The organism is Paenisporosarcina sp. TG-14 (assembly GCF_000297555.1).
Taxonomy (GTDB): domain Bacteria; phylum Bacillota; class Bacilli; order Bacillales_A; family Planococcaceae; genus Paenisporosarcina; species Paenisporosarcina antarctica.
Window position 1 is genome coordinate 15029 of record NZ_AMGD01000027.1, and the last position, 26797, is coordinate 41825.

At 36.8% G+C, this 26797-nt stretch carries 27 protein-coding genes and 1 riboswitch; of the genes, 3 read left to right on the forward strand and 24 right to left on the reverse strand.

Annotated features, from left to right (window positions below; all coding sequences use genetic code 11):
• Positions 1–84 precede the first annotated feature (84 nt).
• A complete protein-coding gene (locus C406_RS0109505) occupies positions 85–333 on the forward strand; it encodes a ferredoxin (protein ID WP_017380382.1) in 249 nt (82 codons plus the stop codon).
• A gap of 562 nt (positions 334–895) precedes the next feature.
• Here C406_RS0109505 and C406_RS0109510 read toward each other — a convergent pair.
• The 12 genes from C406_RS0109510 to C406_RS0109565 all read right to left on the reverse strand — a co-directional run bounded on the left by C406_RS0109510 (position 896) and on the right by C406_RS0109565 (position 13060).
• A complete protein-coding gene (locus tag C406_RS0109510) occupies positions 896–1474 on the reverse strand; it encodes an ECF transporter S component (protein ID WP_017380383.1) in 579 nt (192 codons plus the stop codon).
• A gap of 155 nt (positions 1475–1629) precedes the next feature.
• Positions 1630–1761: riboswitch (FMN riboswitch) on the reverse strand.
• A gap of 76 nt (positions 1762–1837) precedes the next feature.
• Entirely contained in the window at positions 1838–3100 is a 1263-nt protein-coding gene (locus tag C406_RS0109515) for a hypothetical protein (protein ID WP_017380384.1), read from the reverse strand.
• On the reverse strand, positions 3087–3629 hold the full coding sequence (gene sigX, locus C406_RS0109520) for an RNA polymerase sigma factor SigX (protein ID WP_017380385.1): 543 nt from the start codon (positions 3627–3629) through the stop codon (positions 3087–3089). Before sigX ends, C406_RS0109515 begins: the two co-directional genes overlap by 14 nt.
• Before the next feature lie 47 nt (positions 3630–3676).
• On the reverse strand, positions 3677–5458 hold the full coding sequence (locus C406_RS0109525; RefSeq protein ID WP_017380386.1) for an ATP-binding protein: 1782 nt from the start codon (positions 5456–5458) through the stop codon (positions 3677–3679).
• Positions 5451–6167, reverse strand: coding sequence for a response regulator transcription factor (locus C406_RS0109530; RefSeq protein WP_017380387.1), 717 nt, complete (start codon positions 6165–6167; stop codon positions 5451–5453). Before C406_RS0109530 ends, C406_RS0109525 begins: the two co-directional genes overlap by 8 nt.
• Positions 6168–6365: 198 nt before the next feature.
• Complete coding sequence (gene ccsB / locus C406_RS0109535; RefSeq protein ID WP_017380388.1) at positions 6366–7553, reverse strand: c-type cytochrome biogenesis protein CcsB; 1188 nt, start codon at positions 7551–7553, stop codon at positions 6366–6368.
• Complete coding sequence (gene resB / locus C406_RS0109540) at positions 7550–9208, reverse strand: cytochrome c biogenesis protein ResB (protein WP_017380389.1); 1659 nt, start codon at positions 9206–9208, stop codon at positions 7550–7552. Before resB ends, ccsB begins: the two co-directional genes overlap by 4 nt.
• A 12-nt stretch (positions 9209–9220) precedes the next feature.
• Positions 9221–9760: a thiol-disulfide oxidoreductase ResA gene (gene resA, locus C406_RS0109545; protein ID WP_017380390.1), complete on the reverse strand. Its 540-nt coding sequence runs from the start codon at positions 9758–9760 to the stop codon at positions 9221–9223.
• 103 nt (positions 9761–9863) lie between these two features.
• Positions 9864–10601 carry a pseudouridine synthase gene (locus tag C406_RS0109550; protein ID WP_017380391.1) on the reverse strand — a complete coding sequence of 246 codons (738 nt, stop codon included), beginning with the start codon at positions 10599–10601 and terminating at the stop codon, positions 9864–9866.
• A 98-nt stretch (positions 10602–10699) separates the two neighbouring features.
• A complete protein-coding gene (locus tag C406_RS0109555) occupies positions 10700–11692 on the reverse strand; it encodes a D-alanyl-D-alanine carboxypeptidase family protein (RefSeq protein WP_017380392.1) in 993 nt (330 codons plus the stop codon).
• Positions 11693–11712: 20 nt separating this feature from the next.
• Entirely contained in the window at positions 11713–12300 is a 588-nt protein-coding gene (gene scpB, locus C406_RS0109560; RefSeq protein ID WP_017380393.1) for an SMC-Scp complex subunit ScpB, read from the reverse strand.
• On the reverse strand, positions 12281–13060 hold the full coding sequence (locus C406_RS0109565; RefSeq protein ID WP_017380394.1) for a segregation/condensation protein A: 780 nt from the start codon (positions 13058–13060) through the stop codon (positions 12281–12283). The genes scpB and C406_RS0109565 overlap by 20 nt, the downstream gene beginning before the upstream one ends.
• A gap of 58 nt (positions 13061–13118) precedes the next feature.
• On the opposite strand from C406_RS0109565, the gene C406_RS0109570 reads away from it, so the two are divergent.
• Complete coding sequence (locus C406_RS0109570) at positions 13119–13616, forward strand: DUF309 domain-containing protein (RefSeq protein WP_017380395.1); 498 nt, start codon at positions 13119–13121, stop codon at positions 13614–13616.
• On the opposite strand, the gene C406_RS0109575 is transcribed toward C406_RS0109570, so the two are convergent.
• The 6 genes from C406_RS0109575 to C406_RS0109600 all read right to left on the reverse strand — a co-directional run bounded on the left by C406_RS0109575 (position 13613) and on the right by C406_RS0109600 (position 18594).
• Positions 13613–13978 carry a GNAT family N-acetyltransferase gene (locus C406_RS0109575; protein ID WP_017380396.1) on the reverse strand — a complete coding sequence of 122 codons (366 nt, stop codon included), beginning with the start codon at positions 13976–13978 and terminating at the stop codon, positions 13613–13615. The genes C406_RS0109570 and C406_RS0109575 overlap by 4 nt on opposite strands.
• Positions 13979–14165: 187 nt before the next feature.
• Positions 14166–15494 carry a diaminopimelate decarboxylase gene (gene lysA, locus C406_RS0109580; protein ID WP_017380397.1) on the reverse strand — a complete coding sequence of 443 codons (1329 nt, stop codon included), beginning with the start codon at positions 15492–15494 and terminating at the stop codon, positions 14166–14168.
• A 71-nt stretch (positions 15495–15565) separates the two neighbouring features.
• A complete protein-coding gene (locus C406_RS0109585) occupies positions 15566–17020 on the reverse strand; it encodes a spore germination protein (protein WP_036654435.1) in 1455 nt (484 codons plus the stop codon).
• On the reverse strand, positions 17017–17799 hold the full coding sequence (locus tag C406_RS0109590; protein ID WP_017380399.1) for a SigF/SigG family RNA polymerase sporulation sigma factor: 783 nt from the start codon (positions 17797–17799) through the stop codon (positions 17017–17019). The genes C406_RS0109585 and C406_RS0109590 overlap by 4 nt, the downstream gene beginning before the upstream one ends.
• Positions 17796–18248, reverse strand: coding sequence for an anti-sigma F factor (spoIIAB, locus tag C406_RS0109595; protein WP_017380400.1), 453 nt, complete (start codon positions 18246–18248; stop codon positions 17796–17798). Before spoIIAB ends, C406_RS0109590 begins: the two co-directional genes overlap by 4 nt.
• The gene (locus tag C406_RS0109600; RefSeq protein WP_017380401.1) at positions 18238–18594 is read right to left on the reverse strand and encodes an STAS domain-containing protein; all 357 of its coding nucleotides are present in this window, start codon (positions 18592–18594) and stop codon (positions 18238–18240) included. Before C406_RS0109600 ends, spoIIAB begins: the two co-directional genes overlap by 11 nt.
• A 904-nt stretch (positions 18595–19498) precedes the next feature.
• Between C406_RS0109600 and hpaB the strand changes: the two genes are divergently transcribed.
• Entirely contained in the window at positions 19499–20944 is a 1446-nt protein-coding gene (hpaB, locus tag C406_RS0109605) for a 4-hydroxyphenylacetate 3-monooxygenase, oxygenase component (RefSeq protein WP_017380402.1), read from the forward strand.
• A gap of 451 nt (positions 20945–21395) precedes the next feature.
• Here hpaB and C406_RS0109610 read toward each other — a convergent pair whose 3' ends face one another.
• The 6 genes from C406_RS0109610 to C406_RS0109635 all read right to left on the reverse strand — a co-directional run bounded on the left by C406_RS0109610 (position 21396) and on the right by C406_RS0109635 (position 26764).
• Positions 21396–22700 (reverse strand): pyrimidine-nucleoside phosphorylase, encoded by a 1305-nt coding sequence (locus C406_RS0109610; RefSeq protein WP_017380403.1) that lies wholly within the window; start codon positions 22698–22700, stop codon positions 21396–21398.
• A gap of 17 nt (positions 22701–22717) precedes the next feature.
• Positions 22718–23902, reverse strand: coding sequence for a phosphopentomutase (gene deoB / locus C406_RS0109615; protein WP_017380404.1), 1185 nt, complete (start codon positions 23900–23902; stop codon positions 22718–22720).
• An 89-nt stretch (positions 23903–23991) separates the two neighbouring features.
• Positions 23992–24894 (reverse strand): site-specific tyrosine recombinase XerD, encoded by a 903-nt coding sequence (gene xerD / locus C406_RS0109620; protein WP_017380405.1) that lies wholly within the window; start codon positions 24892–24894, stop codon positions 23992–23994.
• Between the two features lie 197 nt (positions 24895–25091).
• The gene (gene fur, locus C406_RS0109625; RefSeq protein WP_017380406.1) at positions 25092–25550 is read right to left on the reverse strand and encodes a ferric iron uptake transcriptional regulator; all 459 of its coding nucleotides are present in this window, start codon (positions 25548–25550) and stop codon (positions 25092–25094) included.
• Between the two features lie 95 nt (positions 25551–25645).
• A complete protein-coding gene (locus C406_RS0109630) occupies positions 25646–26161 on the reverse strand; it encodes a hypothetical protein (RefSeq protein WP_017380407.1) in 516 nt (171 codons plus the stop codon).
• Positions 26162–26218: 57 nt separating this feature from the next.
• Positions 26219–26764: an NUDIX hydrolase gene (locus tag C406_RS0109635; RefSeq protein WP_017380408.1), complete on the reverse strand. Its 546-nt coding sequence runs from the start codon at positions 26762–26764 to the stop codon at positions 26219–26221.
• Positions 26765–26797: the final 33 nt, after the last annotated feature.

Consider the following 26797-nt stretch of genomic DNA (forward strand, 5'->3'; position numbering starts at 1 on the left):
TATTTAGGTTGAAAATTGAGGGGAAAATGATTAGAATAGGAACGAAAGCTTTTTCAAGCGAACGGAGATAAGGGAGAGGTTAACATGGCGAAGTATACCATTGTAGATAAAGATACATGTATAGCTTGTGGCGCTTGTGGCGCTGCAGCACCTGATATTTATGATTATGATGATGAAGGCATTGCCTTTGTTATTTTAGATGATAACATGGGAACGACTCAAGTTCCAGATGAACTCGAAGAAGATATGCAAGATGCATTTGAGGGCTGTCCAACAGACTCAATAAAAGTTTCTGATAAATCTTTTGACGGCGATGCATTAAAATACGAATAAAAAATGGGGCTGTCCAAAAGGCATTTAAAATGACTTTTATACAGCCCTCTTTTTATATTAAAAGTGGCTCAGTTAAAACAACTCGGTTGATTTCCGTTACAGGTCTCTAAGCCTTCTGGACGCAAGAAAAACCTGTGTTTCTGTTTCTTTTTCTGCATCGCTACGCTTGCTTCGAAATATGAAAGTTTATTGCTTTGCAGGGTCAGATGTTTTTCGCCGTCTTTCCCTACAATCATCTAACTAGTAACAAACGGACGCGACTGAATCAGTAGAAGATGTTACAGTACGTAAAGAATTCGTTCGCAAAGACCTGTGTTTAAAGAAACCTTTAAAACTGATTCGTGAATATTTCTTACCACGCCAAGATAAATATAAACAACATATAAATGACTACTAAATTGTATTTGTGTTCACCAGTTATTTTCGTAACTGACTTAGTATCGCTGAAACTATCCAATTCCCTAATTAAAATGTGATTATTACCAATAAACATCAAAATAAAGACCTGGTTCACATTTTTCGTGAACCAGGTCTTTATTAATATATTAAACTATGATTCTATTTAAGAGAATATCGCTCGTTGGTTATCCAACCACGTTTTCATTGTTTTGAATAATAAGATGACCACAGCAGATAGTAATAGACCTTTAATTAAATTAAATGGCAATATACCTAGTAAGATTGTATTGCTTAATGCAGTTCCAGTCATTGCAGGCATATTTAAGAAATATGTGTACATCGGTAAAAATAATGCGTAATTTAGAACGCTCATTCCAATAGCCATTGCGAAAACTCCTGCAATTAAGCCAATCGTTAAGCCTTTTGTAGTTGATATTTTACGATAAACGAAATAAACAGGTAGCATAAATAATATGCTTGTAGCAAAATTAGCCATTTCTCCTACCGGTACGCCTGTTGGGCTTCCACTGAACATCCAGTACAAGACATTTTTAAATAGCGCGACTAAAATCCCAGCTACAGGACCCATTGTTATAGCAGCAATTAGTGCAGGCACATCGCTAAAGTCGACTTTCAAAAAGGCTGGTAACGCTGGTAACGGAAAATTAAATAGCATTAAAACAAATGAAATACTGCTCAACATCGCAACTGCAATCATAATACGCAATCTGTTGTTCTTCATATGACTCTCTCCCTTTGTCGATTCACTCCACAAGAAGAAAAGTTTGTTCGTTCAAGTCCCATCAAAAAACCCCATAAGCCGTTATCGCTTAGGGGAGTAGAAAGGCGCACTAAAATAGGCGTCTCGTTAAATGACAGAACGAAAAACGACCGCACCTTCACCTTCTCCCATCCAGACTATACTGTCGGCTTTGGAATCACACCAAATCCTGCCTTACGGCTCGCGGGCTATGAAGAATTTCTTCAATTACCGCCGATCGGGAATTTCACCCTGCCCCGAAGATGAATCATTATTAAGTTACATTCTATACTATAAGAAAAAAAGATTCATTTGTAAACTACTTGAGCCTACAAATGAACCTTCTTATTGCCAACTATACTTATTTAGTCCTACTGGTTGTTCCATTGGTTGAGTAAGATTAATACCGTTCCATTGTTCCTCAACAACATTATCTAATTGAATTTGGACATCAAAGGTCGCTCCAGTTAAAACGAAACTTTCGATCATTTGAGCTGTTTGCTCTTGTGATAAAGAATTTAACTCAAGAGGTTCACTGAACTTAATATGATAAATCCCTTGAATTTCTTCAACTGTATAAGTAACTGACATTGGAACCACGTTTGCAAAGAAATCATTTGGAGACGTTTTTAAGGCAACCAATGCGTCCATTACATTGTTGTATGGTTCACTTAAACTCGGCACCATGTAGACCTGACCTGACGGATCTGTGTAAGGGTAAACCACCGTTTTGTAGAGGCCATTAGTTAGAACCGTAGGTGTTTTCTGACCTATCTGATCAAATTCAGCTTGACTGCCATCTTCATTTTGATGGTTAATTTGGGTAAATCCTTCAAAAGTAAATTGAAGTGATAAATCATATGAATAAAGAGCTGCACTTGCAAGGTCATAATCATGTTCTTTAGGTAATCGGTGAACAAGTTGATCTTGGTCAATTTCAAACGTTCCCTTATATGGGTGATAGTCAGTAAAACCAAGGTCTTCTTCATTGATGTCAGCCGCATACTTCTCATATAATTGCAGCGTATTTGGCGTTTGGTTCCCAAAATCTTGTTGAATTTGATCATTTGGAATTAAGAAAGTGACGGGAACTACCAGTGCATCTTGAGAAACTAAACCGATTTTAAAAACTGTATGATTTTCTACATCACTTGAATAAGCAGAAGTTAATAATGATTCAACTTGTGCTTCTGCAGATTTAGCCATCTCAGTTTCAGAAGTTTCTTTATCTGACGTACTATTAATAATAGCGGACCCTTCCGCTGACTCATCAGTAGCTTCTTCTGGTATAGACATTTTGCTTTCTTCACTTGTCACACGATCCATGTCAGCAGAACTTTCGGTCTCTGCACTACTGTCAAATGCATTTTGAAGTTCGCTGTTTGGCTGGTTAAGAAGCGTTGCACCTAATAAGGTCAACGTAATTAAGGCAGCAACTGCCACAGCTGGTGGCAGCCAAATTTTACGTTTCTTTAGCTTACCTTCCGCTAATCGCGAATCTTGTTGTAATCGTTTTAACACTTCGGCTTTCGAACGTGTGTCTTTTTGCTTAGGCACTTGGCTGAGTAACTGGTCAATCTTTTGTTCACTCCATTTATTGTTGCTCATCGTGAACTTGCCTCCTATCCGAATGCCCAGATAAGCGATCTCGAAGTTTATGAATCGCTCGATGTTGAGTGGTCTTTACTTTACCTTCCGTCCATCCGAGCACTTTTGATGTTTCTGCTATGGATAGATCTTGAAAGTACCTCATAATGATGACCATTTTTTGATCTCCTGTACATTCATCTAACGCGTCTAATAATTGTTTCATTTCATCATTTAATTCAGCTAGTTCTTCAGGGAGAGCATCACTTGATTTCAGCTCTTGTTTTTCCCAATCAAAAAAGTCAAGCGCATGTCGCTTACGAACGGACGACTTTCGAAAGTGATCAATTGCTACATTTTTTGCAATTGAAAATAACCAAGTTTTCTCTGTACTTTTACCTTCAAATCGGCTGAATGCTTTTAAAACACGTACATATACTTCATGCATTAAATCTTCGGCTGTCTGTCTATTTTTCACCATATACAATAAGAATTGAAAAACATCTTGATGGTACTGGTCATAAAGCCTGTGAAAAACGGAGTCATCCATATACTCCCCCCCGTTCTATTAATTTGTCGTTTCAGCCAGCTAAAAAGTTACAAGTGTTTGATTGGTAACATAAAGGTAAATATAGTTCCAACATTTTCTTCACTTTTTACAGTAATTTCGCCATCATGGGCTTCTACCATATTCTTAGCAATTGCAAGACCTAAGCCTGTCCCACTCCTACCTCTTGTTCTTGATTTATCAGCTTTATAAAAACGCTCAAATACATAAGGTAAATCTTCCTTAAGAATACCTGACCCTGTATCTTCTACACTAATTTTAACGAATCCATTAAGTTGTTCTACAAGGACTGACACTTTTCCTTCATTAGGAGTATGGCGAATGGCGTTATCAAGTAAATTGGTTAATACTTGTTCAATCCGGTCTTCATCCATATCAGCTGTTAATAGAGGAGAAACGGTAGTTTTAATAGTTAAATCAACAGAAGATTCTTTCGCTACTTGAGTAAATTTCTGAGTAATTCGTTCTATTATTGGAGTAACAGCTACGTTTTCTTTATAAAGCCGCATTCGACCTGATTCCATTCGTGCTATATCAAGCAAATCTGTAACTAGTCTACCCATACGTTGAGATTCTTCATAAATAATTTTCATCATTTCATCTCGTTCATCTTCCGTAGCCACCACTTTATCTAGTATTGCTTCACTATAGCCTTGTAGCATAGCAATTGGGGTTCTGAGTTCATGGGACACATTTGCGATGAAATCAGAACGTAATCGATCCAGGCGGTGTTGTTCTGTCATATCTCTAAGTACTGCAACCGCTCCACGTATTGAATCTCCGCTATACAAAGGATTTATTGAAATGGCATAATAACTACCTTCCATTTCAAGTTCTTCGTTAATTTCTTCTTCTAAATGAAGAACATGATCAAGCATATGATCCATTTCAATAGGAATTGGTTGACCTTTGTCTGTATCCATACGGAAAAACCACTTTTGTAACAATTTTTCAGCTTGTGGATTGCTGAGTAAAATGGTGTGATCTCTATTAAAAGTAATGACGGCATCAGTCATCGATGTTAAGATGCTTGATAATTGCTCTTTTTCTTGATTAATCACTTCTAAATGATGTTTTAATTGACGGCCCATCTGGTTGAATGCTACAGCCAATTGACCAATTTCATCATTTTGAAGAGACGGTAATTTTGTATCAAAGTTTCCTTTTGACAATTCAAAAGCAGCTTCACGCATTTTACGTAGTGGAGAAGTAATTCGAGTTGATAGGAAAAAGGCAAAAAAGGTAGTTAGTATAAAGGCAATGAATGCTGATAAAAAAACGATTTTCGTCGTTTCTTTTGTTGTTTTATGAATGACATCTAAACTTTGATAAATAAAGACAGCACCATGTACTTGATTTTCTACATTTAATGGAGATGCTAAAACGATAAATGATTCCATTTGATTTTTATTCTCTAAGGATGGTAATATCATTTCCTTTATTATTGGTTGTGTTGACTTAAAGACATTACCTAGTGTTTTATCATTCATAATTTGTTGTTTAATTTTTTCTTCATTTTCACCCTCATGCAATGTTAACGTTGCTTCGCGAGGCTCTTTAGCAATAATTGCATTTGTTTCTGGGCCAAGTATGCCAGAAATTATATAGAGAGATGTATCAACATCTTCGTGATCATCAACAATTCTAGCAATTGTATTTGCTTCCTGACGCAATGAAGCTTCGGCTTGTTGACTATGATAGTTTCCTAAAAACTCAAGCATCAATATAGTAATGATAAACAACACAAACGAAACGAGAAGCAATATGGTTACCCAAAGCTTCCCGACAACGCTGTTCCATATTCTATTCATTACCAACCTCGAATTTGTATCCTACGCCCCATACAGTAACAATCATTTTTGCGGATTTTTCAGATACACGATTTAATTTTTCGCGTAATCGTTTGACATGTGTATCGACTGTACGTAAATCTCCAAAGAAATCATAATGCCATACTTCTTTTAGTAATTGTTCTCGATCAAATACTTTATCTGGTGTTTTTGCTAGAAAATACAGAAGTTCATATTCTTTAGGTGTTAAATTTACTTCTGTTCCATCTGCAGTCACTCGATGTGCATCATGATCAATCGTTAAATGTGGGAATACTACTAAGTCTTTTGAAATTGTTGACGTTGAAATTGACGAAATTGTCACTGATCGTCGTAAAACCGCTTTCACTCTAAGTACTACTTCGCGTGGGCTAAATGGTTTGACGATATAGTCATCCGCGCCTAATTCAAATCCATCAATTCGGTCCGCTTCCTCTCCTTTAGCAGTTAATAGTAGGATAGGCGTCGTTTTTTGTTCACGTAGTTCAGCAATGACTTCTAAGCCATCTTTTTCAGGCATCATCACATCTAGTAATATACAGTGATAATCTTTTTCCAATGCCATTTCTAATGCCACTGCTCCATTTTCTGCCTCATCTACTTCATATCCTTCACGCTCTAAATACATTTTTAATAAACGACGAATACGGTCTTCATCATCTACTACTAAAATTGCAATATGTTCTGACATGTTGGTTACCCCTTCCGTCTTATCTTACTAATTATTGTACAATTACATGTTATATAAGGAAAGCGGAGAAGCCCACTCAAACTTGATGCTGGTGATGGATATTAGTCTTATAAAAAAGATTTTCTATACTAAAATTATACTTAATTATTATCTTTAAATGAAAGAAAAGCCCTTCCCTTAAAGGAAAAGGCTTGTCTATTATGCGTAAGAATGCAAACCAGCAATAATTAAGTTAACTGCAATTAAGTTAAACATAATAATAATAAATCCTATAACCGCTAGCCACGCAGATTTTTCACCTTGCCAACCTCTAGAAAAACGAAGATGCATGAAAGCTGCATAAAACAACCAAGTAATGAGTGCCCATACTTCTTTTGGATCCCATCCCCAGAACCTAGACCATGCTTCTTGAGCCCAAATCATCGCGAAAATAAGCGCTCCAAGCGTGAACACTGGAAATCCAATAGATACAGCACGATACCCGATTTCATCCATTAATTGAGAATTAGCTTTTTGAGCAAATGGTTGTAAAACTGCTGAAATAGGTTTACGAATGATTATACGAATTAACCCATATAAAACTGTACCAAACAGCAAAGCCCAAGTCACAGTAGTTAATTTTTTCGCATTAACAATTGGTGGCATTTCTGCAAGCGGCGCCATAGCAGCAGGGGTCAGTGATTCATATTCATTCATACCAAAAATAGGTGGAGCATTATAAGTTATTTCACTTGGTTTTTGTTCCTTATCCACATAAGTAAATGATGCTTCGTAATCCATTAAAGTAAAAGTTGTTGTGGAAGCAACGAATCCTAAAGTTAAAATTACTGTAAACATTACAGCTTCGAGCCAAAAACTTTTTTTGGATTTTTTTGTGATATCTACATTTTTCAAAAGGTAAATTAATCCTGCGACTGCACTTATTGCTAAAATCGCCTCACCCATTGCTGCTGTTATAACGTGTATCGTTAGCCAATAGCTTTTTAAAGCTGGAATTAATGGATTGATATCACGAGGAAACATACTTGCATACGCAATAATGATAATCGCAATTGGAAGTGCAAATAATCCAAGGATAGGCGTTTTATAGATGAAATATATTAAGATAAACGCCCCTACAATCATCATGCCAAATGCTGTTGTAAATTCGAATAAATTACTTACTGGAGCATGCCCTGCAGCAATCCAACGCGTGATGAAGTAAGCCAAGTTAGAAATAAATCCGACAATCGTAATTGTAATTCCGATACGTCCCCATCGTTTATCAGAAATTGACGCTTCTGATTTTATCCCTTTTACTGCACCACCGAAAAAAAATGTTGCGATTAAATAACACACAAATGCAAAAAACAATAAATTGCCACTAATCGAGACGAGTTGTGTCATGACGATTTCTCACCATCCTTTTTAAGCTCTTGTGCTTCTTTGTCCTGTTGATCAATGTATTGAGGAAGTTGTGCAACTTCTGTTACCTGATCTAACTCTTTTTTAACGCCAAACCAATTTTTATTTGTATGAGCAGCAACATATAAACGCCCATCTTTACTTTCAAGAATCCAAATTCGACGGTGATTGAAGTAAGAACCCTGCGCTACTCCAATCATGAATATTAATCCACCGAGTGCTAATATCCATAATGTTTTATCCTTACGAATCGTTAATCCCGAAATATCACGTGTATCTACGTTTTGAAATTCAAGTTTATATTCATTGTCACCAAGTGGTTCCACCGTTTGTTTAATCGCAACAAAACTGGTTTCTCCTTCAGGTGTTTCAGGAGTGGTCATTTCCACTAAAAATGCTGGGTTGTTTGGAACTGGAGATTTTGTTTGGGGCTCTCCATTCTCAAACCCAGAAAAATCAGGATAGTACCCTTTTAGTTCTACTGTTGTACCATTACCTAAATCGTATTTGGTTTTCGGGTCAACAAGGTCAACAGATAGATCTCCTAGAGATTCGCCACTAGATTTATTTACTAGATTAAAGTGCATTGTGCGTAGTTCATCTAAACGAAAATCCATTTGATAAACTGCAAATCCATCAAACTTCAATGGCTTATTTACTTGTATGGAACCTTTTTTTACTTCTTCTAAATTATCAGTTTCACCTGGCAACGAACCTTCTGGGTTTTTAAATAACACAACATCAGTTTGATAGTTGGACGCAATCGTTCCTACTCGATCAATCGCATCACCATACACTTCTTTAGTTTGATCTTTATCATATGTTTCTAAGATAAATTCTTTACTTTCTAGGTAATAACCAGGAACTTCAGGGATGGCACGTGTTTCACCCTCTCTAAGCCACATCGTTTCATCAACATAAAATCCAGGGATGGCACGTAGCATTACAGCAAACAGGAAAATAATTAGTCCCACGTGATTCACATAAGGACCCCATCTAGCAAATCGTCCCTTTTCGGCTAATAATGCACCATCTTCACGCTTGACTTTATAGCGGAGTTCTTTTAACTTTTCTTCACTTTTTGTTAATGTTTCTTCACCCAAAATATTGTCACCTTGAGCAAAAAGTCGTTGACGTTTCATAAAGCTTTCATGTCTAGTCGTACGTTGTTTCTTTAATGATTTATACAAAGGAATGACACGGTCTAAACTTGCAACAATGAGCGATATACCAAGCATACCTATTAACGTTTGGAACCACCAAGAGCCATATAAATCTGATAAACCTAACTTATTATAGATAGTTCCGAAAGTGCCGTATACGCGCTCATAATAGGCTGCAATATCTGCAGCTCCTGTTGCTGGGACATACAATACTTGGGGCAATATCGTCCCTATTGCAGCTGCCACTAAAATTAGAATAATTAGAGAAATGCCGATTTTAACACTCGAAAAGAAATTCCAAATTTTATCTATAATTGTTTTATTGTAAGTTTGTGAACGTCGTGCAGTACCTTCATAACGCATGTCCGCTAATTTTTGCTCTTTCGCTTCTGTTGTGAGGGGTCGACCACAGTTTCCACATAACACTGTTCCTTCTGGATTTTCATGCCCACAAGCACAAATGATGTTGTTCATATGACCGACTCCTTATTCTGGGCGTATCTCTTCCATAAAACCAGCGATATCTTTTTCAGTCATAACTCCTCCGAGTACAATTCGCTCTATTTTTCCTTCTGGATTAACTAATATTGTCGTTGGAAGAGGATTAACGTTATAGGCTTCCATAACACTTTTCGTTTTATCAATAACAATTGGAAAGTCTAATCCATATTGATTAGCAAATCGTTGTACTTCGAAATCCGACTGAGCAATGTTAATCGCTAGAATTTGAATTCCTTGATCTTTATAAACTTCATATTGGCTATCCATTGCAGGCATTTCTTTCACACATGGTTTGCACCATGTCCCCCAGAAATTCAAAAAGACACCTTGTCCTTTATAATCTGACAAGCGATGCACTTCTCCATTTAAATCAACCAAAGTAAAGTCTGGTGCATCGTCACCAATGCCAAGTACTTCAATTTTTTCTTTGGTAGCATTAGTGTATATGGTGTATACAATTGCAACTACAAGAACAGATAAAATAACTGTTCGTACTATAAATCTTTTTTGTTTCGTCTGAGCCATTTCAAGTACCTCCTACACGACGAAATAATAATTTTATTATAACAAAGAAAAACGACTCACTGGACGCCACATTTGAAGGGTTTGTGAACGTTTAATATCCAGATTACGACCCGATTTTACCTGTATCTGCCATCACGCGTAATAATTTAACTTCATGAGATGTTAATTCGCGTGATTCACCTGCGTTTAAACCGTGAAGTCCTAAGAAAGCAAATCGTTCACGTTTCAACTTTTGCACCGGGAAACCAATCGCATCAAACATACGTCGAACTTGACGATTTTTCCCTTCATGGATTGTGATTTCAATAATAGCTTTGCCGCCTTGTTTTTGCTCAGCAGATAGTAACTTCACACGAGCAGGGGCAGTTTTACCATCTTCTAAATCAACACCTCGCTCAAGTATACGCAGTTGTTCTTTACCTGGTATTCCTTTAACTCGTGCTACATATGTTTTATCAATCTTGAATTTAGGATGTGTTAACGTAAATGATAAATCCCCATCGTTCGTCATGATCAAAAGGCCAGATGTTTCATAATCTAAACGTCCAACAGGAAATAATCGTTCTTGAATATGTGGAAATAAATCCGCAACCGTTTTACGTCCTTTATCATCAGTTACTGCCGAAATAATACCCCTTGGTTTATATAATAAATGATAAACTTTTTGTTCTTTCTCTAGCTTTACTCCATCTACTTCAACTGTATCTGTTGACGATACTTTAGTTCCTAGTTCTTTAACAACTTTTCCATTTACTTTTACTTTACCATCTAAAATTAGCTGCTCTGATTTTCTTCGTGACGCAACCCCAGCATGTGCTAACATTTTCTGTAATCTTTCCATACTTTTCACCTCTTAGATTTATTCCTATACTCTGTGAAAATTATGTCACACTTTCACTCAAAACAAAAGAAGACCGCTTAGTCTATAAGCAGTCTTCTTCATTCATTCCGCTCAATATGTACATTTTGTGTGAGTATGGTTTTTCCGTTTATTTGTACTTCCCATCTTGCATTTTTTTGTAAAGCTTTTGTTCGGTTTAAAAATACGAGATGAGATACTTGTTCATTCTTCTTTTTTAATATATATGCTGGTTGATTTGTTTTAATAATCAACCCTCCCGGTAAATCATAAGAACCTTTTTGAATGACTTGCACTCTATCATATTGTGTAAAGACATTCTGTGCAAGTTGCTTATGCATTTGCCAATCGTTTGATTGATTTAATGTGACCACAATGACTTCTTTTTCTCCATCTTTAAAATAGGTTGCTAGCGTTCTACCTGCAGCTTTCGTATATCCTGTTTTCCCGGCAATTGCAGTAGATTCTAAGCGAACAAGTTTATGCTTATTTTCCCAATACATTCCGTTTTGTTTATAGTTAGTAGTGGATAATATCGTTTTTAACTCTTTGTTTTCCATCGCAATTTTTAACATAAGAGCTGTATCATACGCTGAAGAAAACTGTTCTTCATGGTGAAGTCCAGAAGGATTTTGAAACTTGGTATCTTTCATTCCCATTAGAATTGCTTTTTCATTCATTAATTTCACGAATCCTTCTACTGATCCGCCAACATGTTCCGCTAGAGCTACAGAGGCATCGTTACCAGACCTCAACATTAATCCGTATAACAGCACATCTACAGGTGTATCCACACCTGCTTTCAAGTATATTGATGACCCTTCTTGCGAGGATGCTTTAGTAGAAATTTCTGCATTTTCTTTTATATTCACTTCGTCTGTCACAATAACCGCTGTCCACATCTTCGTTAAACTGGCAATTGGTAATCGTTGGTGTTCTCCACTTCCAGCAAGTAAACGTCCTGTCTTCGCATCAATCACAGCATAAGAGGACCCTCCTTGGGCTTGTGTAAAATGAGGGTAAAGTGCACCTAATAAGATTAACACTACCAATAAAATTACTTGTTTTCGCAAATAGTAACACCTTTCAATTGTTATTCTTTTTGTTCTCCAAAAGCTTCTTGAAACTTCGTCATAAACAAATCTGTTTGGTTATCATCTTCGGTAACTTGCGACTCAGGTAATGGTGGTAATTCATTCATATCATTTAGACCAAAAACATTCAAAAACTCTTTCGTTGTCCCGTAAAGAATAGCTCTACCCGTTCCATCTGCTCTACCCACTTCTTGAATTAAACCTTTGATACTTAATGTATGTAAAGGTCTTTCACTTTTAACTCCTCGCAAATCTTCAATTTCAATACGTGTAATCGGCTGTTTATAGGCGACTATTGCTAATACTTCTAAAGAGGCTTGGGAAAGTGGTTGACTAGTTGGATTTTCAATTAAAAGTTGTATCGTACTAGCATTTTGTTTTTTTGAAATTAGTTGATATGTACCCGCTAATTCTTTTAATTCAATTCCTCGATATTCAGATTGCACATAGTCTTCTTGTAATTTTGTTAATGCTTCTTTTACGTCTATAGATGTAGCTTCTGTTAAACTCTCAAGTTGTTTACTTGATAGCCCTTCGTCTCCAGTAACAAAGAGTAGACTCTCTATTTTACTCATCAATAGGCTCAAATGATTCTTCCTCCCATCGATCATGTAATAGTTTAATATTTAAATCATCAAAATTTTGATGTTGTTCGACACGCACCATTTGTCTTTTCATAAGCTCAAGTATAGTTAAAAATGTTACAACCAACGTGGTTTTGTCTTCTGAAGGAAACAACTCAGAAAACGAACAGCTGCCTCCTTGACATTTTAATGTATCAAAAACACTTTTCATTTGGTCCTTTATGGAGAGTTCATGTCTAGTAATTTTGGTAGCTAAAGGTGCTCTTAATATTTTTCTTCGCATCATTTTTTGAAAAGCACCTAACATATCATAAACATTCAATGGCTCGTCAAATGCAGCCAGTTGTTTTGTTGTCTGATAGTCCGTTAAATCACTAGGTGCTCTTGTATACACTTGAGCACGGTGTTCCTCTAATTGTTGTAACTTTTCTGCTGCTTCTTTATACTTTCTGTATTCGATGAGTCTATTCACTAATTCTTCTCGTGGGTCGTTCATATCAAGAACTAATTCATCATCATCAATATCCCCTTCGTGAATAGGAAGAAGCATTTTACTCTTTATTACAAGTAAAGAAGCCGCCATGACTAAAAATTCACTTGCTTTATTTAACTCAAGCACTTGCATGGCACGAATATGTTCCATGTACTGTAAGGTTAAGTCAGCCATTGGAATATCATAAATATCAATTTCCAAACGATTGATTAAGTGCAATAATAAGTCGAGAGGACCCTCAAAAGCGTCCAATTTCACTTCATAAGACATGTTTTAGGTCACCCATTCATTTAGATTCAAATTTTAGTATAGAGGAAGTGTGAGAAGAATGCATCCGTTGTTTCACCCACTTTTTACGCAGTTTATCACGTATTTTAATGAGCATGAAGATTATTTTGAATGTCACGAAGTACTAGAAGAATATTGGAAAGAAATTGCACCTAGTGATAAAACGCATCCACTTACTGCATTGATATTGCTTGCAACAGGTATGTATCACTGGAGAAGAGATAATTTCATCGGTGCCCAAAAATCACTTAAGAAGGCCAGTGAACGTATTCAAGCGAATGCTTCAAATAATTTTTATGATGGCATTCATCTAACACAAGTGGTTGATTATCTTCATGAGTCGATGGAATTAGTACAGCAAAAAAAATCATTTCGGGCATTTAAAATCCTGATTATTTCTCCTGAATTAATTGAAGTTATCAACAAACAACCATCATTAGCTCCCCTGGTGGGTGATAATCTCATACACAAGCATATGCTTCGAGATCGATCTGAAGTACTTAAAGCCCGTGAAGAAAAAAGAAGGAACAGACATTAAGCGTCTGTTCCTTCTTGCTTTATTAGGCACTTATCTAAAAATGGTTTTGTTGATTGTGCTGCAACTATTTCTGTACAAGGGAGAAAATGTTGCACTTTTGACACCATTTGTTTCCCGATTCCATCACCACGATGAGAAGGATTAACAGTAATATGTTGCACTAAACACACTTCATTAGAAGTCTCGATACCTATTAAGCCAACGAAGTCCTCTTCTTTTTTCCACAAAAACAAATGCCAGTTCGAATTGACTTCATAAGTAAGAATGGTTTCTCGTAGTTTTTTAATATCTTTTTCTTGAGGCATAAAAGACAATAAACCCATGGCAATTTTTTCACTATTTTTTTTATAACGTACTAACATAATTAAATCCCTCATTTTTGATTCCGTTTCAACACCATTGACTATGCTACATCATTTGTTAAAAAAATTCAACTAGAAATCCATTTTTTAACATTTTATAGGTCTGGTGCTAAAAATACCCAATACAGTGCTCCCCATACAATGCCCATAACTAGTATTAGTATAAATAGTTTGAAGTTGTTACTTTTCATGATTGCATACCCATATTCTCGTCTTGTAATGAACAGTCTAATCTTACCAGATCTTCGTAAGTTTCACGTTTAATTACTATACGATGTTGTCCTTGCTCAACGAAAATAACAGCTGGTCGTGGGAGTCGATTGTAATTACTAGCCATCGAATACCCATATGCGCCTGTGCAGAAAACAGCCAGCGTATCTCCCGCTTCAACTTTAGGTAAAGAAATTTTTTCAATCAACTTGTCACCAGATTCACAACATTTTCCAGCAACCGTATAAGTTGTTGTTGAATCAAAAGTCATTTTATTTGCAACCGCTGCGTCATATTTCGCTTGATATAAAGCTGGACGAATGTTGTCAGACATTCCACCATCAACGGCGAGATAATTTGTTAATCCTGGAACTTCTTTTTGAGAACCAATTTTATACAAAGTTATACCTGCGTCTCCAACTAGGGAACGACCAGGTTCAATCCAAACTTCTGGCATAGGGTAATTTTCCTGACCAATTTCTAATTGAATAGACTTGATCATATCTTCAACATAAATTTCAGGTTTAAGTGGTTTGTCTTCTTCAGTGTAGCGAATACCAAAACCGCCACCTAAATTTAGGACTGAACAAATAAAACCGGTTTTTGTTTTCCAGTCAAGCATTTTAACAATTAATTTTTTGGCCGCCAATGAAAATGCCGCAGTATCAAAAATTTGGGATCCAATATGACAATGCATACCTAGTAAACTGATGAATGAATCATCTTTAACTGATTGGAACGCTTGATCTGCTTGACCATTGTGCAAGTCAAATCCAAATTTTGAATCAGCTTGTCCGGTTGTAATATAGTCATGCGTATGAGCTTCAATACCAGGAGTTACGCGTAGTAATATATTAATTTTCATTTTTTTATATTTTGTCAATCTCTTTAGCTGTTCAATTTCGTGAAAATTATCGACAACAATACAGCCGATTGCTGAATCGAGTGCGAAAATTAATTCCTCGTCACTTTTATTATTGCCGTGAAAGTGAATACGTTCAACGGGATAACCTGCACGAATAGCCGTATATAATTCTCCTCCAGAAACTACGTCTAAAGATAGACCTTCCTCAGCAGCAAGTTGATACATCGCGATACTTGAAAAAGCTTTACTTGCATAAGCTACCTGAGCTTGAACTCCAGCTCGCTCGAAAGTTTGAACGAATGCTCTCGCTCGTTCTTTTATTAACGCTGTATCGTAAACAAATAAAGGTGTTCCATACGTTTTTGCTAATGTCACTGCGGACGTTCCGCCAATTGTAAGTTGACCATGTTCGTCCACAGACTGTGTTCCATATAAGTGCATCATCATCTCTCCCAGTGGTTTTTCAATATATGAACTTTACCATAGTAAAAGACTCTGATGCAATGGAGGGATTATGAACGTTTGCGATTAGGTGAATGTGTAACGAAAGGTCTAAGTGCTCCATTAGAAGAAGGGAAGCGAATAATAATTCGAGCTAACGCTTTAGGGAAGAACGGTACCAGCGGCCATAAGTAAGGTACCCCCATTGGCTTGATTGAGACTAAATACATAAATATTAATAAAATTCCTATGAAAAAGCCATTGGTCCCAAATGCGGCTGTAGCAATCAGAAGCATATTCATAAATATTTTAATAGCCACACCTAATTCATAAGATGGTAAAGAAAACGTTAAAATAGCTGCAACAGCTGAATACAGCACCACTTCTGGTATAAATAACCCAACATCAATTGCAATTTGACCAATAATAATTGCAGCAACTAAACCCATCGCTGTAGAAAGAGGTGTAGGTGTATGAATAGCTGCAAGCCTTAAAAATTCAAGACCTACACTGGCAAAGATAATTTGAAGAAAGATTGGAACTTCTCCAATCTCTTTTGGACCAATAAAAGTCATAAATTGTGGGACATGTCCTGATTCTTTGACAAGTAAATACCAAAAAGGCAAGAACAATAAACTTAAGAAGAACCCTGATAAACGCATCATTCGCACGATTGTTCCAACCAATGGTGCTTGACGAAATTCTTCTGCATGTTGCAAATGGTGAAAAATCGTTGTTGGAACTAAAATGACCGAGGGAGATGTATCCACCATAATGGCAATATGCCCTTCTAATAAATGGGCTGCGCATATATCTGCTCGTTCTGTATAGCGCACGAAAGGAATGGGATGGAATTTTTGCTTAAATATCCATTCTTCAAGCGCTTTATCTGCCATTGTTAATCCATCATGATGGATTTTTTCCATACGTTTGCGAAGGAATTCGATATGCTGTTCATTTGCAAGACCTTTAACAAATGCGATGACTGTATCCGTTTGGCCACGTTTAGAAATTTTAGTTAATTCAAAACGAAGAGATACATCACGAATTCTTCTTCGAACTAAGGCAGTATTTTGTAAAATATTTTCGGTAAAACCATCCCGGGAACCTCGTATTACTTTCTCATTGTCAGGTTCCTCGGGTTGTCTCCCTGGATACGAACGAACATCGATGGTGAAAACATAACCATCAGACGTCACAATACCTAGCTGGCCGCTTAATACTGCAGACAGCCAGGCATCTTTAGAGTCATAGATAGTCACCGAATGATAGGGGAAATAACTATTCATCGCTTCGATTTCATTGATATCGGCTTTCCGTTTCACTTGAGCTTGCGTGCTCTGAGTTAAGGTTAATATTTGCGTAAGCATCATCGAATCAATTAAACCATTCATATAAACAAACAATGAAGGAATCGACCAAATATGTGCATGCTTAACACCTACATCAAAACTTTCCCCTTTTCCAAACTTTGAATATACAAAGGATTCAGCATCATGAATATCGGTGAAAAGTGATTGATTTATTGAAATCCATCCTTTAATGTCGCTTGATTAGGCAACATCCAACTTTTAAGTTGCTTAAGTATTTTCTTCTCTAAACGGGATACTTGCACTTGCGAAATTCCAAGTCTTTCAGCAATGTCACTTTGCGTACAATCTAAGTAGTAGCGCAAGTATATAATCGTTTGTTCTCGTTTTCCTAACCTTGATAAAATATCTCTTAATGGGATATGATCAAATGATCTCTCTGAACGTTCGTCACGTAACTGATCCATTAGTGTCAGTGCATCACCTTCACTTTCGAAAAGTTGCTCATGTAATGACGCTGGGTCTCTCAGAGCATCTGATGCCAACACGAGTTCATCCATTGTGACATCGAGCTTTATTGCAAGCTCAGTTAACGTTGGTTGACGTTCGTGAAGTCTGATAAAATCATCAGTGGCATGACGAATTTTAAAGCTAAGTTCTCTAATAGATCGACTTACCTTTACCATTCCATCGTCTCGTAAAAACCGTTGAATTTCCCCAATAATCATCGGAACTGCATATGTTGAAAATTTCACTTCATAAGACAAATCAAATTTATCTACTGACTTCATTAATCCGATACAGCCTATTTGAAATAAATCTTCTAAATCCGCCCCCCGTGATGCGAATCGTTGAACGATTGACCAGACAAGTCGTGTATTACCTTCTATCATGGTTTGTCTAGCTATTTTGTCTCCTTCTTGAGACAGAAAGATCAATTCTCGCATTTTTTCTTGAGTCAACAACACGGATTGTTGTCCAATAGGCGTACTCATCGTTCACCTAGAACGAAGTTAGATTGTACAGGTAAAAATTCTTTTGTAAAGGTAATCGCAGTTCCTTTCTGAGGCTCTGACCATACCGACAAATGATCCGCAAAACTTTCCATAATAGTAAAGCCCATACCAGAACGTTCACTTTCTGGCTTTGATGTATAAAGAGGTTCCATCGCTTGTTCAATGTTTGGAATTCCTCGTCCTTCATCGCTTATCGTCATTGTAATGGTTTGCCCATTTCGTTTTGCTCTAATTGTGACAATTCCTTCGCCATCTTCGTCATAGCCATGAATAATGGCATTCGTAACCGCTTCTGAAACTATTGTTTTAAACTCACCTAACTCATCAATTGTTGGGTCTAGAGATGCAATAAAACTCGTCATCACCATTCGTGCTAGACCCTCATTTTCACTTATGGCAATAAACGATAACGTCATTTCATTGTCCATTGAGAATGCCCCCTAATTGTGCGATCGTTTCTTCTTCTGTTGTTGTCCACACATATGAACCTAATCCGGAATATTGAAAGATTTTCTTCATCGTTTCAGAAGGATGTAAAATGACTGTTTGTCCATTAGAAGGAACAAAGTCTCTCATTCTCCCTAAAATAAGTCCAATTCCTGCACTGTCCATAAAATTTAAATCTTGTAAGTTCCATATGATGGCACGAAGCGTTCCACTGTATAAAGTCTGTGAAATTTCGTCACGGATCATTTGTGTAGCATGATGGTCAAGCTCACCTTTTAAACGAATAATAGCAATGCCGTCATCGACAAATAGTAGTTGATGTTTCATCTAGTAACTCCTCCTTTCCGTGACTATTCGAGGTGAGCTTCAATAATTCCTTGTCACTGACAATTAAAGGTAAAACATCTTATTTATCGACATAAAATCGCAACATTCTATTCACTATTAGTATGGAAAATCTTTCATCTATTTAAACATCAATAATAAAAAGGTTTTACTTTTTAGAATAAAATTTGAAATTACTTTTTGACCAATTCTTAAAATGAGCGATAACATTTAACAAACACAACTGACACTTCAAAAATGTCTCATTAGCTATGCAACAATTGTTAGACCATGTTTCCAGGTCACTTTCGGACACCTTCCCTGCTGCACCTAGCTCTAAAGAATAAAGAGGTGGGCTTGTGACTGTGTCACGTAGCTCACCTCTCTTTTCAGATCATCTTGCGTCGGATTGGCGCCCTTCACTCCCTTGCAACTTGTACGCTCCCAGTTAAGTTCATTTGGTTTACTAGAGAATTGATACTTTCTTTTATGTAAATATTCGTCCGAAGATGATATTTCGGCCTCTTCCTGCTTATTTTATCTTCATGATATTAGTTAAGACTCACTTTATGGAAATATAAACAGTGACTTTTATTAATACGCACTCTCTCACAGGCTTATTAATAAAATTCAGTCCTTCTTTCTTGATTTGCTTTGTTCAATGAACAATGTGACGATTCACTAGTACAACAAATTTGCTCTTTTGTTATTTTAATTTTCATGGGAGTTTAATAAGAAATAGATTCATCATTTATCAACTAAATAATCTTCAAGTAAGACGAAAAAACGATTTGGGCTTTATTTCTTTTCCAACATAGAGCAAATAATTACATTCAAAAGCTCCTTTGCAAAATGTTGAATATAATATAAATAATCTTATTTTAGACTGAACAATGGGAGTGAAATAATGGGAGCAATAAATGGGAAGAAATTAATTGACCGTTTAGACCAACTGAAAGCCGAAATATGGTTTGATGGAGAAAGGATCACTGGAAAGATTTCAGAGCATCCTGCTTTTAAGGGTATTCTGGAAACAAAAGCATCTTTGTACGACCTGCAGTTGGAGCCCCGTCTTTTAAACGAAATGACATTTATTTCACCTGATACCAATGAACCCATAGGAATTTCTTATTTGCAACCTAAAACAAAAGAAGATTTAGTAAAGAGAAGAACAATGATGGAGCATTGGGCAAGACAGACCAAAGGGATGGTGGCGAGAAGTCCAGATTATCTAAACTCAGTTATAATGGGTTTTGCATCTTCTGCTCCATTTTTAAAGGGAAAGGAAAAGTGTTTTCCCGAGAACATCCAGACTATTTATGAAACAGCCATGAGTAAAGACTTAACATTCACTCACACATTTGTAACCCCCCAAGTGAACCGTTCATTATTTAATTATTTCTCCTCTAAGGAACCCATATCAGCGAAAGTGATTGAACAAAACGAGCAAGGGTTAGTCATAAAAGGGGCACGTCTCCTGGCTACTCAAGGAGGCTTAACTGATGAAGTCCTAGTTTTTAGTACCCCAAGTCTCTTCTTGCAAGAAGATGAATCATTTGCTTTCTCGATTCCTTCCAATACACCAGGATTAAAATTCATCTGCAGGGAATCTTTTGTTGGTGGAGATTCTGCTTTTAATCATCCACTTAGCTCGAGATTCGAAGAAATGGATTCTCTTGTTGTCTTTGATCATGTTCTAGTCCCATGGAACCGTGTATTCTATTATGGAAACATTGAAGCATCAGCCAACTTCCTGTTAAAAAGTTCCTTTCATTGTTTTGCATTACATCAAACCGTAACTAGACAAATTGTTAAGTCAGAATTCATTTTAGGTCTTGCTCAACTAATTGTGGAGACCATCAATGTAGGCGAGTATCAGCATATTCATGAAAAGCTATCAGAATTCATCATTGGACTTGAAACGATGAAGGCTCTTCTTGAGAAATCTGAGCAAGATAGCAAATTAGATGAATTTGGGACGATGCGTCCTCATCTGATTCCTCTTCAAATTGCCAGTAATATCTTTCCCAAAATATATCCACGATATTGTGAAATCATTCAATTAATCGGTGCCAGCGGTATGGTGACTTTACCGACTGAAAAAGCAATTAACTCTTCAATTGGCTTAGATATTCACCAATATCTTCAAGGTTCAACCAAAACCGCCGAGGAGCGAATAAAGGTATTTCGATTAGCATGGGATTTAACAATGAGTTCATTTGGCACAAGACAAATTCAATACGAACGGTACTTTTTTGGAGATCCTATTCGTTTATCCAGTTCACTCTATAATACGTATCCAAAGGAGCAATACGTAAAAACAGTCTGTGAATTTCTTGATATAAAACATTAGGTTAAATAGAGTTCTCTTATAGAGAATAGCTCCGAAGTTACCAACCCAACTTTTAATCGCACTCGCTTCTTCTTTTTTTTTCGTTTACGCAGCAATATTACAGAAAATATATTGCTTTTGGTTGATTCTCTTTTCCCCTCTAATGAGTTTATCTAATCTGTCTTGGGCTTTGGTAAAATAATAATTGTTCGTCTTTGATTAGAAATACATGAATCTTACATCAGTCTGACGTTCATCCCAATAGAGAAGTATATTTCAAGGGATCTTTTTTTCCAAAATGAAAAGGAAGAAAGGCATCCGTATTTGAGCAACAAATTCTCATATTGAACGGTAAACTCCTCAGTTTACGTGATAAATAGTTCACAATCGCCATGGACTTTCAAAAACCAGTTCAATGGACAATTAGGGCACGAAAAAAAGCGATCTCCGGAGAGACCGCTTTTTTGTTATTTTATTGTGTGATGATTTCTTCAATCAAATTAGGTGCTGTTGTTGGTTCTTTTGAGAATTCAATATATTTGTAAAGAATGGCTAAGACGTTTTCAACATTCTCAGTGTTGGAATGGATTGTTGCAAGAGATTCGCCTTCTTTAACTGCGGCGCCTACTTTTTTATGGAGCACAATTCCGACTGCCAAATCGATTACCGAATCTTTTGTTGCACGTCCTGCGCCTAGCAACATTGCAGCAGTACCTACTTCATCAGCTTCGATAAATGATACATATCCGCTTTCTTTTGCTGGAACTTCGAACGTGAATTGAGCTTGTGGTAACAATTCCGGTGAATCTACAACTGCTGGATTACCACCTTGTCCTTCAATGAAACCTTTTAATATTTCAATTGCAGAACCATTTTCAATTACTTCACGAAGCATTGCACGAGCTTCATCTAGATCCTTCGCTTTCCCGCCAACAACAACCATTTGGCTTCCTAGTACTAAACAAAGTTCTGTTAAGTCTGCTGGACCTTTTCCGCGAAGTGTATCAATTGCTTCTTTGACTTCTAACGAGTTTCCAATTGCAAACCCTAAAGGCTGGCTCATATCAGAAATAATAGCCATTGTTTGGCGTCCTACGTTGTTGCCGATTTGAACCATTGCTCTAGCAAGTGAACGTGCGTCTTCAACTGTTTTCATAAACGCGCCTTTGCCCGTTTTCACATCTAATACAATGGCATCTGCACCTGCAGCGATTTTTTTACTCATGATTGAACTTGCTATTAATGGGATACTATTAACAGTTCCTGTTACATCACGAAGTGCATATAATTTTTTATCAGCAGGTGTTAAATTTCCACTTTGACCAATTACAGCTAACTTTAATTCATTAACTTGTTTTGTGAATTGTTCATTTGTTAACTCAACATGGAAACCTTCGATCGCTTCTAATTTATCAATTGTCCCACCAGTGTGACCTAAACCACGTCCACTCATTTTTGCAACAGGAACTCCGCAAGCTGCAACTAAGGGTCCAAGGACAAGTGTTGTTGTATCGCCAACACCACCAGTTGAATGTTTGTCTACCTTAATTCCTTCAATTTCAGATAAATCAATTTGATCCCCTGATTCAACCATTGCTAATGTTAAATCTGCACGTTCACGATCCGTCATGTCTTGGAAATAAATAGCCATTAATAAAGCACTTACTTGATAATCGGGAATATTTCCATTTGTGTATTGCTCAATGAAAAAACCTATTTCTTCAGTTGTTAGTTCTTCACCATCACGCTTTTTTTCTATTAAATCGACCATTCTCATGAATGTTCACCTATCCTTTAGTTTAAATATGAAAGAAAACTGCGGCCAAATTTCGGCATTGGCACATTAAAGTTTTCGGCAATTGTTGCCCCTATATCAGCAAACGTTTCGCTTAGCGGAAGTTCTTTGCCTTCTGTAAAACGAGGGGAATAAGCTAATAAAGGCACATATTCACGCGTATGATCTGACCCTGGGAAAGTTGGGTCATTTCCGTGATCCGCTGTAATAATTAACAAATCTTCGTTCGTTAATGCGTTTAACACTTCTGGCATGCGAGCATCAAATGATTCTAAAGCTTCGCCGTATCCAATTGGATCCCGTCGATGTCCAAATAACGCGTCAAAATCAACCAAGTTCAAGAAACTAATACCATTGAAATCTTTAGTGACGACTTGGGCTAACTTATCCATACCATCCATATTGTCTATTGTTCGTAAAGATTCAGTTACACCTTCATCGTTAAAAATATCCGAGATTTTGCCGATTGCAATAACATCGTAATTGGCATCTTTTAATTCGTTCATTACAGTGCGTTCAAACGGTTTCAACGCATAGTCATGACGATTTGTTGTGCGTTTGAATGCTCCAGGTTGACCTTTAAATGGACGAGCAATTACACGGCCTACTAAAAATTCTGGTTCTAATGTAAGTTCACGTGCAATTTCACAGATAGAATATAACTCCTCTAGAGGAATAATTTCTTCGTGAGCTGCAATTTGCAAGACAGGGTCAGCAGATGTGTAAACGATGATTGCACCGGTTTCCATATGCTCTTGTCCTAGCTCAACTAATATTTCAGTACCACTGGCTGGTTTATTACCAATGACTTTACGTCCAGTTTTTTGTTCTAACGCTTGAATTAATTCATGAGGGAAGCCATTTGGATAGACTTTAAATGGCTGAGTGATATTAAGGCCCATGATTTCCCAATGACCAGTCATTGTATCTTTACCTACAGATGCCTCTTGCATTTTTCCAAAGTAGGATGAAGGAACGTCTACAGGTTGTATGCCTTGGAACGGGCGAATATTTGAAAGACCCATTTTCTCAAGGTTTGGCATCTTAAGACCATTCATTTTTTCTGCTATATGACCTAATGTATCAGAACCTTCGTCTCCGAAAGCTTTTGCATCTGGAGCTTCGCCAATTCCTACTGAATCCATGACAACTAAGTGAATTCGTTTAAATGATTTATTTAACATACATATCCTCCTTCAACTTCTACTTCTACTTCTATCTTATCAAATGTTTGGAAAAAATACACGTCAGACTTCTGACAAGTATCCATAGATTATGCACGAGGATGAAATTGTTTATACACATCTTTTAATCGTATTTTACTAACATGTGTATAGATTTGAGTAGTTGAAATATCTGCATGGCCAAGCATTTCTTGGACTGCTCGTAAATCTGCTCCATTCTCTATCATATGAGTGGCAAACGAATGTCGCATCGTATGTGGCATTATTTCATTCTGAATACCAGCTTTCCTTGCATGCTCTTTCATTAATTTCCAAACACCTTGTCTAGTTAGAGCTTTCCCTCGTTGATTGACGAATATTGCGTCTGTTTTATTTGTTGGTTTAATTAGTTTTGGACGTCCTTCTTTTAAATAGTTTTCACAAGCAGTAAGAGCTGATTGTCCTAACGGTATAATTCTCTCTTTCCCACCTTTCCCGAAACATCTTACAAATCCCATCGTTAAGTGTAAATCCTCCAAATTTAATGAAATACACTCACTAATACGCATTCCAGTCGCGTATAGAATTTCTAACATGGCACGATCTCTTAAGCCTTGTGGTTTCCCAGTATTCGGCGCTGCAATTAATTCCTCAATTTCTTCTATTGATAAAATTTTTGGGAGCGTTCTATCCATTTGCGGCATTTCTAAATGGACCGTTGGATCCGTGTTAGACACTTTTTCACGTAATATAAATTGATGAAATGAGCGAATTGATGAAATATGACGCGCTAAAGTGCGAGATGAATTCCCTCCCACTTTCAGTAACTGTAAGTGGGAAAGAATATGAATTCGCTCTACGTTATTTAATGTGGTTATATTTTGAACTTTTGAAAGATCCTTTATATATGCTTTAAGATCTCTTTCGTACGAACTTAAAGTATTAGATGATAATTGTCTCTCCACCCTTAAAAAATGAAGATAATCTGAGACTGCATCTTGCATTTCTTTCAATTAAAACCCTCCTAAACGTAAAAAAGGATAGCATTCTGCCATCCTTTTGTTTTAAATATTTTCTTTCATTCAAGGTCAGTAATGTCTGACTCTAAACGCAGGATAGCGGATCCTTATGTTATCAGAAAGCCAAATTTCCGTCTTTCTTTCTTCCACCACTAATGTCTAGAGACGCTTTCCGCTTTTCGTTATTATGTTCAATCAGACAATTCATCATGTTTATCATGGCAACGCCAACAAATTCCATGAAATGTTAAACGGTGGTCTTTAATTTGAAAATTCCATCTTTTTTCAACTACATTTTCTACATCTTCCAGTAAGTCTTCTTGGATTTCATCCACGGCTCCACATTCAATACATACGAGATGATGATGGAAGTGTGCTGCGCCTTCTTGTCTCAAATCGTATCGTGAAACGCCATCTCCAAAGTTAATTTTATCAACTACTTTTAGTTCTGTTAGCAGTTCAAGTGTGCGATATACTGTTGCTAATCCAATATCTGGTGCTTTATTCTTAACAAGAAGATAGACATCTTCTGCGCTCAAATGATCTTCTTCATTTTCAAGAAGCACTCTTACTGTCGCTTCACGCTGTGGCGTCAGCTTATAGCTCGCACCATGAAGCTGCTTTTTTATCCGATCGATCCGGCTCTCCATGTGACGCCCCCCAAACTAACTTCATTATACCAAATTGGGCTTTCTCTTTACAAGATAGAGAAAGCTATAATGATAATTATTATAATCTATCTAGATTATAGACCATGAATGTAAGGAAGGACAAACAATTCAAGTCCAATTAACACAATATAAATAAGACTTAAGAGTCCAATCACTTTAAAACTACGGTTATTATTGAGCTGTTGAGAAGATGGTGGTGGAACAAGCAAAAATCCAATTAGGAGCAATAAAGAACAATAGATCAATTGAAACGGGAACCACCATAGTGCATATGCCCAAAACTCAGTTTCTTGAGCGATTAAATAACCTGAACTAATTCCCCAAAAAACAGCTCTCATTGTCCCTATTAATAGAATCATATATTTTAGAATAAGGTGAGTTGCAAAAAGAAGAAATAATAAAATGGTTACGAGTTGCGGAAGAATTGAATCAAAGCCATTAGGAACATAATCGTTTAATAGTCTGGGATCGATCCAATGGATGACTTTTTCAACTTGATCATAAGGCATTTTCGAATACAGCCATAATCCGCCTAAATAGCCAATGACGAGTAATCCAAGTAAAAAAATTAATGGGAAAGACCGAGTCAACATCCGCCACCTACCTTTCATAGATTAGCTTATGCGTGTCCCGGTATCATCCATTCATCATTTTTGTAAATATTCTTTTGCCCATAAAACACTATAGGCAGTTTTGGCATCAAAAATTTGTCCATTCTTCATCATTTCTTCCGCTTCTTCAATGGTTGCTTCAATCACTTCCACAAATTCATCTTCATCAAGTGCCGCAGCATTTTCAATTTTAGATAATTCTTCTGCTACAAATAAATGAATGATTTCATCAGCAAATCCTGGTGAAGTTGCAAACGATTGAATATAGGTTAATTTCCCACATCCGTAACCCGTTTCCTCTTCAAGTTCTCTTCTTGCCGTTATTTCTGGTTGTTCACCAGGCTCTAGTTTTCCTGCTGGTGTTTCAATTAGAGAGCGTTCAAGCGCTTTTCGGTATTGTTCAACAAATACTATTTTACCTTCTTCAGTTATTGGTATAATCGCAACTGCTCCAGGATGTTTTATTAATTCTCGTTTCGAGGTTTTACCATTTGGTAGTGTCACTTCATCTACTCGTAATGATATGACTTTTCCGTCATATATAGGTGTTGTTGAAATAGATTTCTCTTCGTATTTTTTCATGGATTCCACCCTTTCTAGTTGTCTATATGCAAA

Excerpts from the sequence above, each read along its gene's own strand:
- C406_RS0109505 (WP_017380382.1), top strand. The coding sequence starts at position 85 with ATGGCGAAGTATACCATTGTAGATAAAGATACATGTATAGCTTGTGGC.
- C406_RS0109510 (WP_017380383.1), bottom strand. The coding sequence starts at position 1,474 with ATGAAGAACAACAGATTGCGTATTATGATTGCAGTTGCGATGTTGAGC.
- C406_RS0109515 (WP_017380384.1), bottom strand. The coding sequence starts at position 3,100 with ATGAGCAACAATAAATGGAGTGAACAAAAGATTGACCAGTTACTCAGC.
- sigX (WP_017380385.1), bottom strand. The coding sequence starts at position 3,629 with ATGGATGACTCCGTTTTTCACAGGCTTTATGACCAGTACCATCAAGAT.
- C406_RS0109525 (WP_017380386.1), bottom strand. The coding sequence starts at position 5,458 with ATGAATAGAATATGGAACAGCGTTGTCGGGAAGCTTTGGGTAACCATA.
- C406_RS0109530 (WP_017380387.1), bottom strand. The coding sequence starts at position 6,167 with ATGTCAGAACATATTGCAATTTTAGTAGTAGATGATGAAGACCGTATT.
- ccsB (WP_017380388.1), bottom strand. The coding sequence starts at position 7,553 with ATGACACAACTCGTCTCGATTAGTGGCAATTTATTGTTTTTTGCATTT.
- resB (WP_017380389.1), bottom strand. The coding sequence starts at position 9,208 with ATGAACAACATCATTTGTGCTTGTGGGCATGAAAATCCAGAAGGAACA.
- resA (WP_017380390.1), bottom strand. The coding sequence starts at position 9,760 with ATGGCTCAGACGAAACAAAAAAGATTTATAGTACGAACAGTTATTTTA.
- C406_RS0109550 (WP_017380391.1), bottom strand. The coding sequence starts at position 10,601 with ATGGAAAGATTACAGAAAATGTTAGCACATGCTGGGGTTGCGTCACGA.
- C406_RS0109565 (WP_017380394.1), bottom strand. The coding sequence starts at position 13,060 with ATGTCTTATGAAGTGAAATTGGACGCTTTTGAGGGTCCTCTCGACTTA.
- C406_RS0109570 (WP_017380395.1), top strand. The coding sequence starts at position 13,119 with ATGCATCCGTTGTTTCACCCACTTTTTACGCAGTTTATCACGTATTTT.
- C406_RS0109575 (WP_017380396.1), bottom strand. The coding sequence starts at position 13,978 with ATGTTAGTACGTTATAAAAAAAATAGTGAAAAAATTGCCATGGGTTTA.
- lysA (WP_017380397.1), bottom strand. The coding sequence starts at position 15,494 with ATGCACTTATATGGAACACAGTCTGTGGACGAACATGGTCAACTTACA.
- C406_RS0109590 (WP_017380399.1), bottom strand. The coding sequence starts at position 17,799 with ATGAGTACGCCTATTGGACAACAATCCGTGTTGTTGACTCAAGAAAAA.
- spoIIAB (WP_017380400.1), bottom strand. The coding sequence starts at position 18,248 with ATGGACAATGAAATGACGTTATCGTTTATTGCCATAAGTGAAAATGAG.
- C406_RS0109600 (WP_017380401.1), bottom strand. The coding sequence starts at position 18,594 with ATGAAACATCAACTACTATTTGTCGATGACGGCATTGCTATTATTCGT.
- hpaB (WP_017380402.1), top strand. The coding sequence starts at position 19,499 with ATGGGAGCAATAAATGGGAAGAAATTAATTGACCGTTTAGACCAACTG.
- C406_RS0109610 (WP_017380403.1), bottom strand. The coding sequence starts at position 22,700 with ATGAGAATGGTCGATTTAATAGAAAAAAAGCGTGATGGTGAAGAACTA.
- deoB (WP_017380404.1), bottom strand. The coding sequence starts at position 23,902 with ATGTTAAATAAATCATTTAAACGAATTCACTTAGTTGTCATGGATTCA.
- fur (WP_017380406.1), bottom strand. The coding sequence starts at position 25,550 with ATGGAGAGCCGGATCGATCGGATAAAAAAGCAGCTTCATGGTGCGAGC.
- C406_RS0109635 (WP_017380408.1), bottom strand. The coding sequence starts at position 26,764 with ATGAAAAAATACGAAGAGAAATCTATTTCAACAACACCTATATATGAC.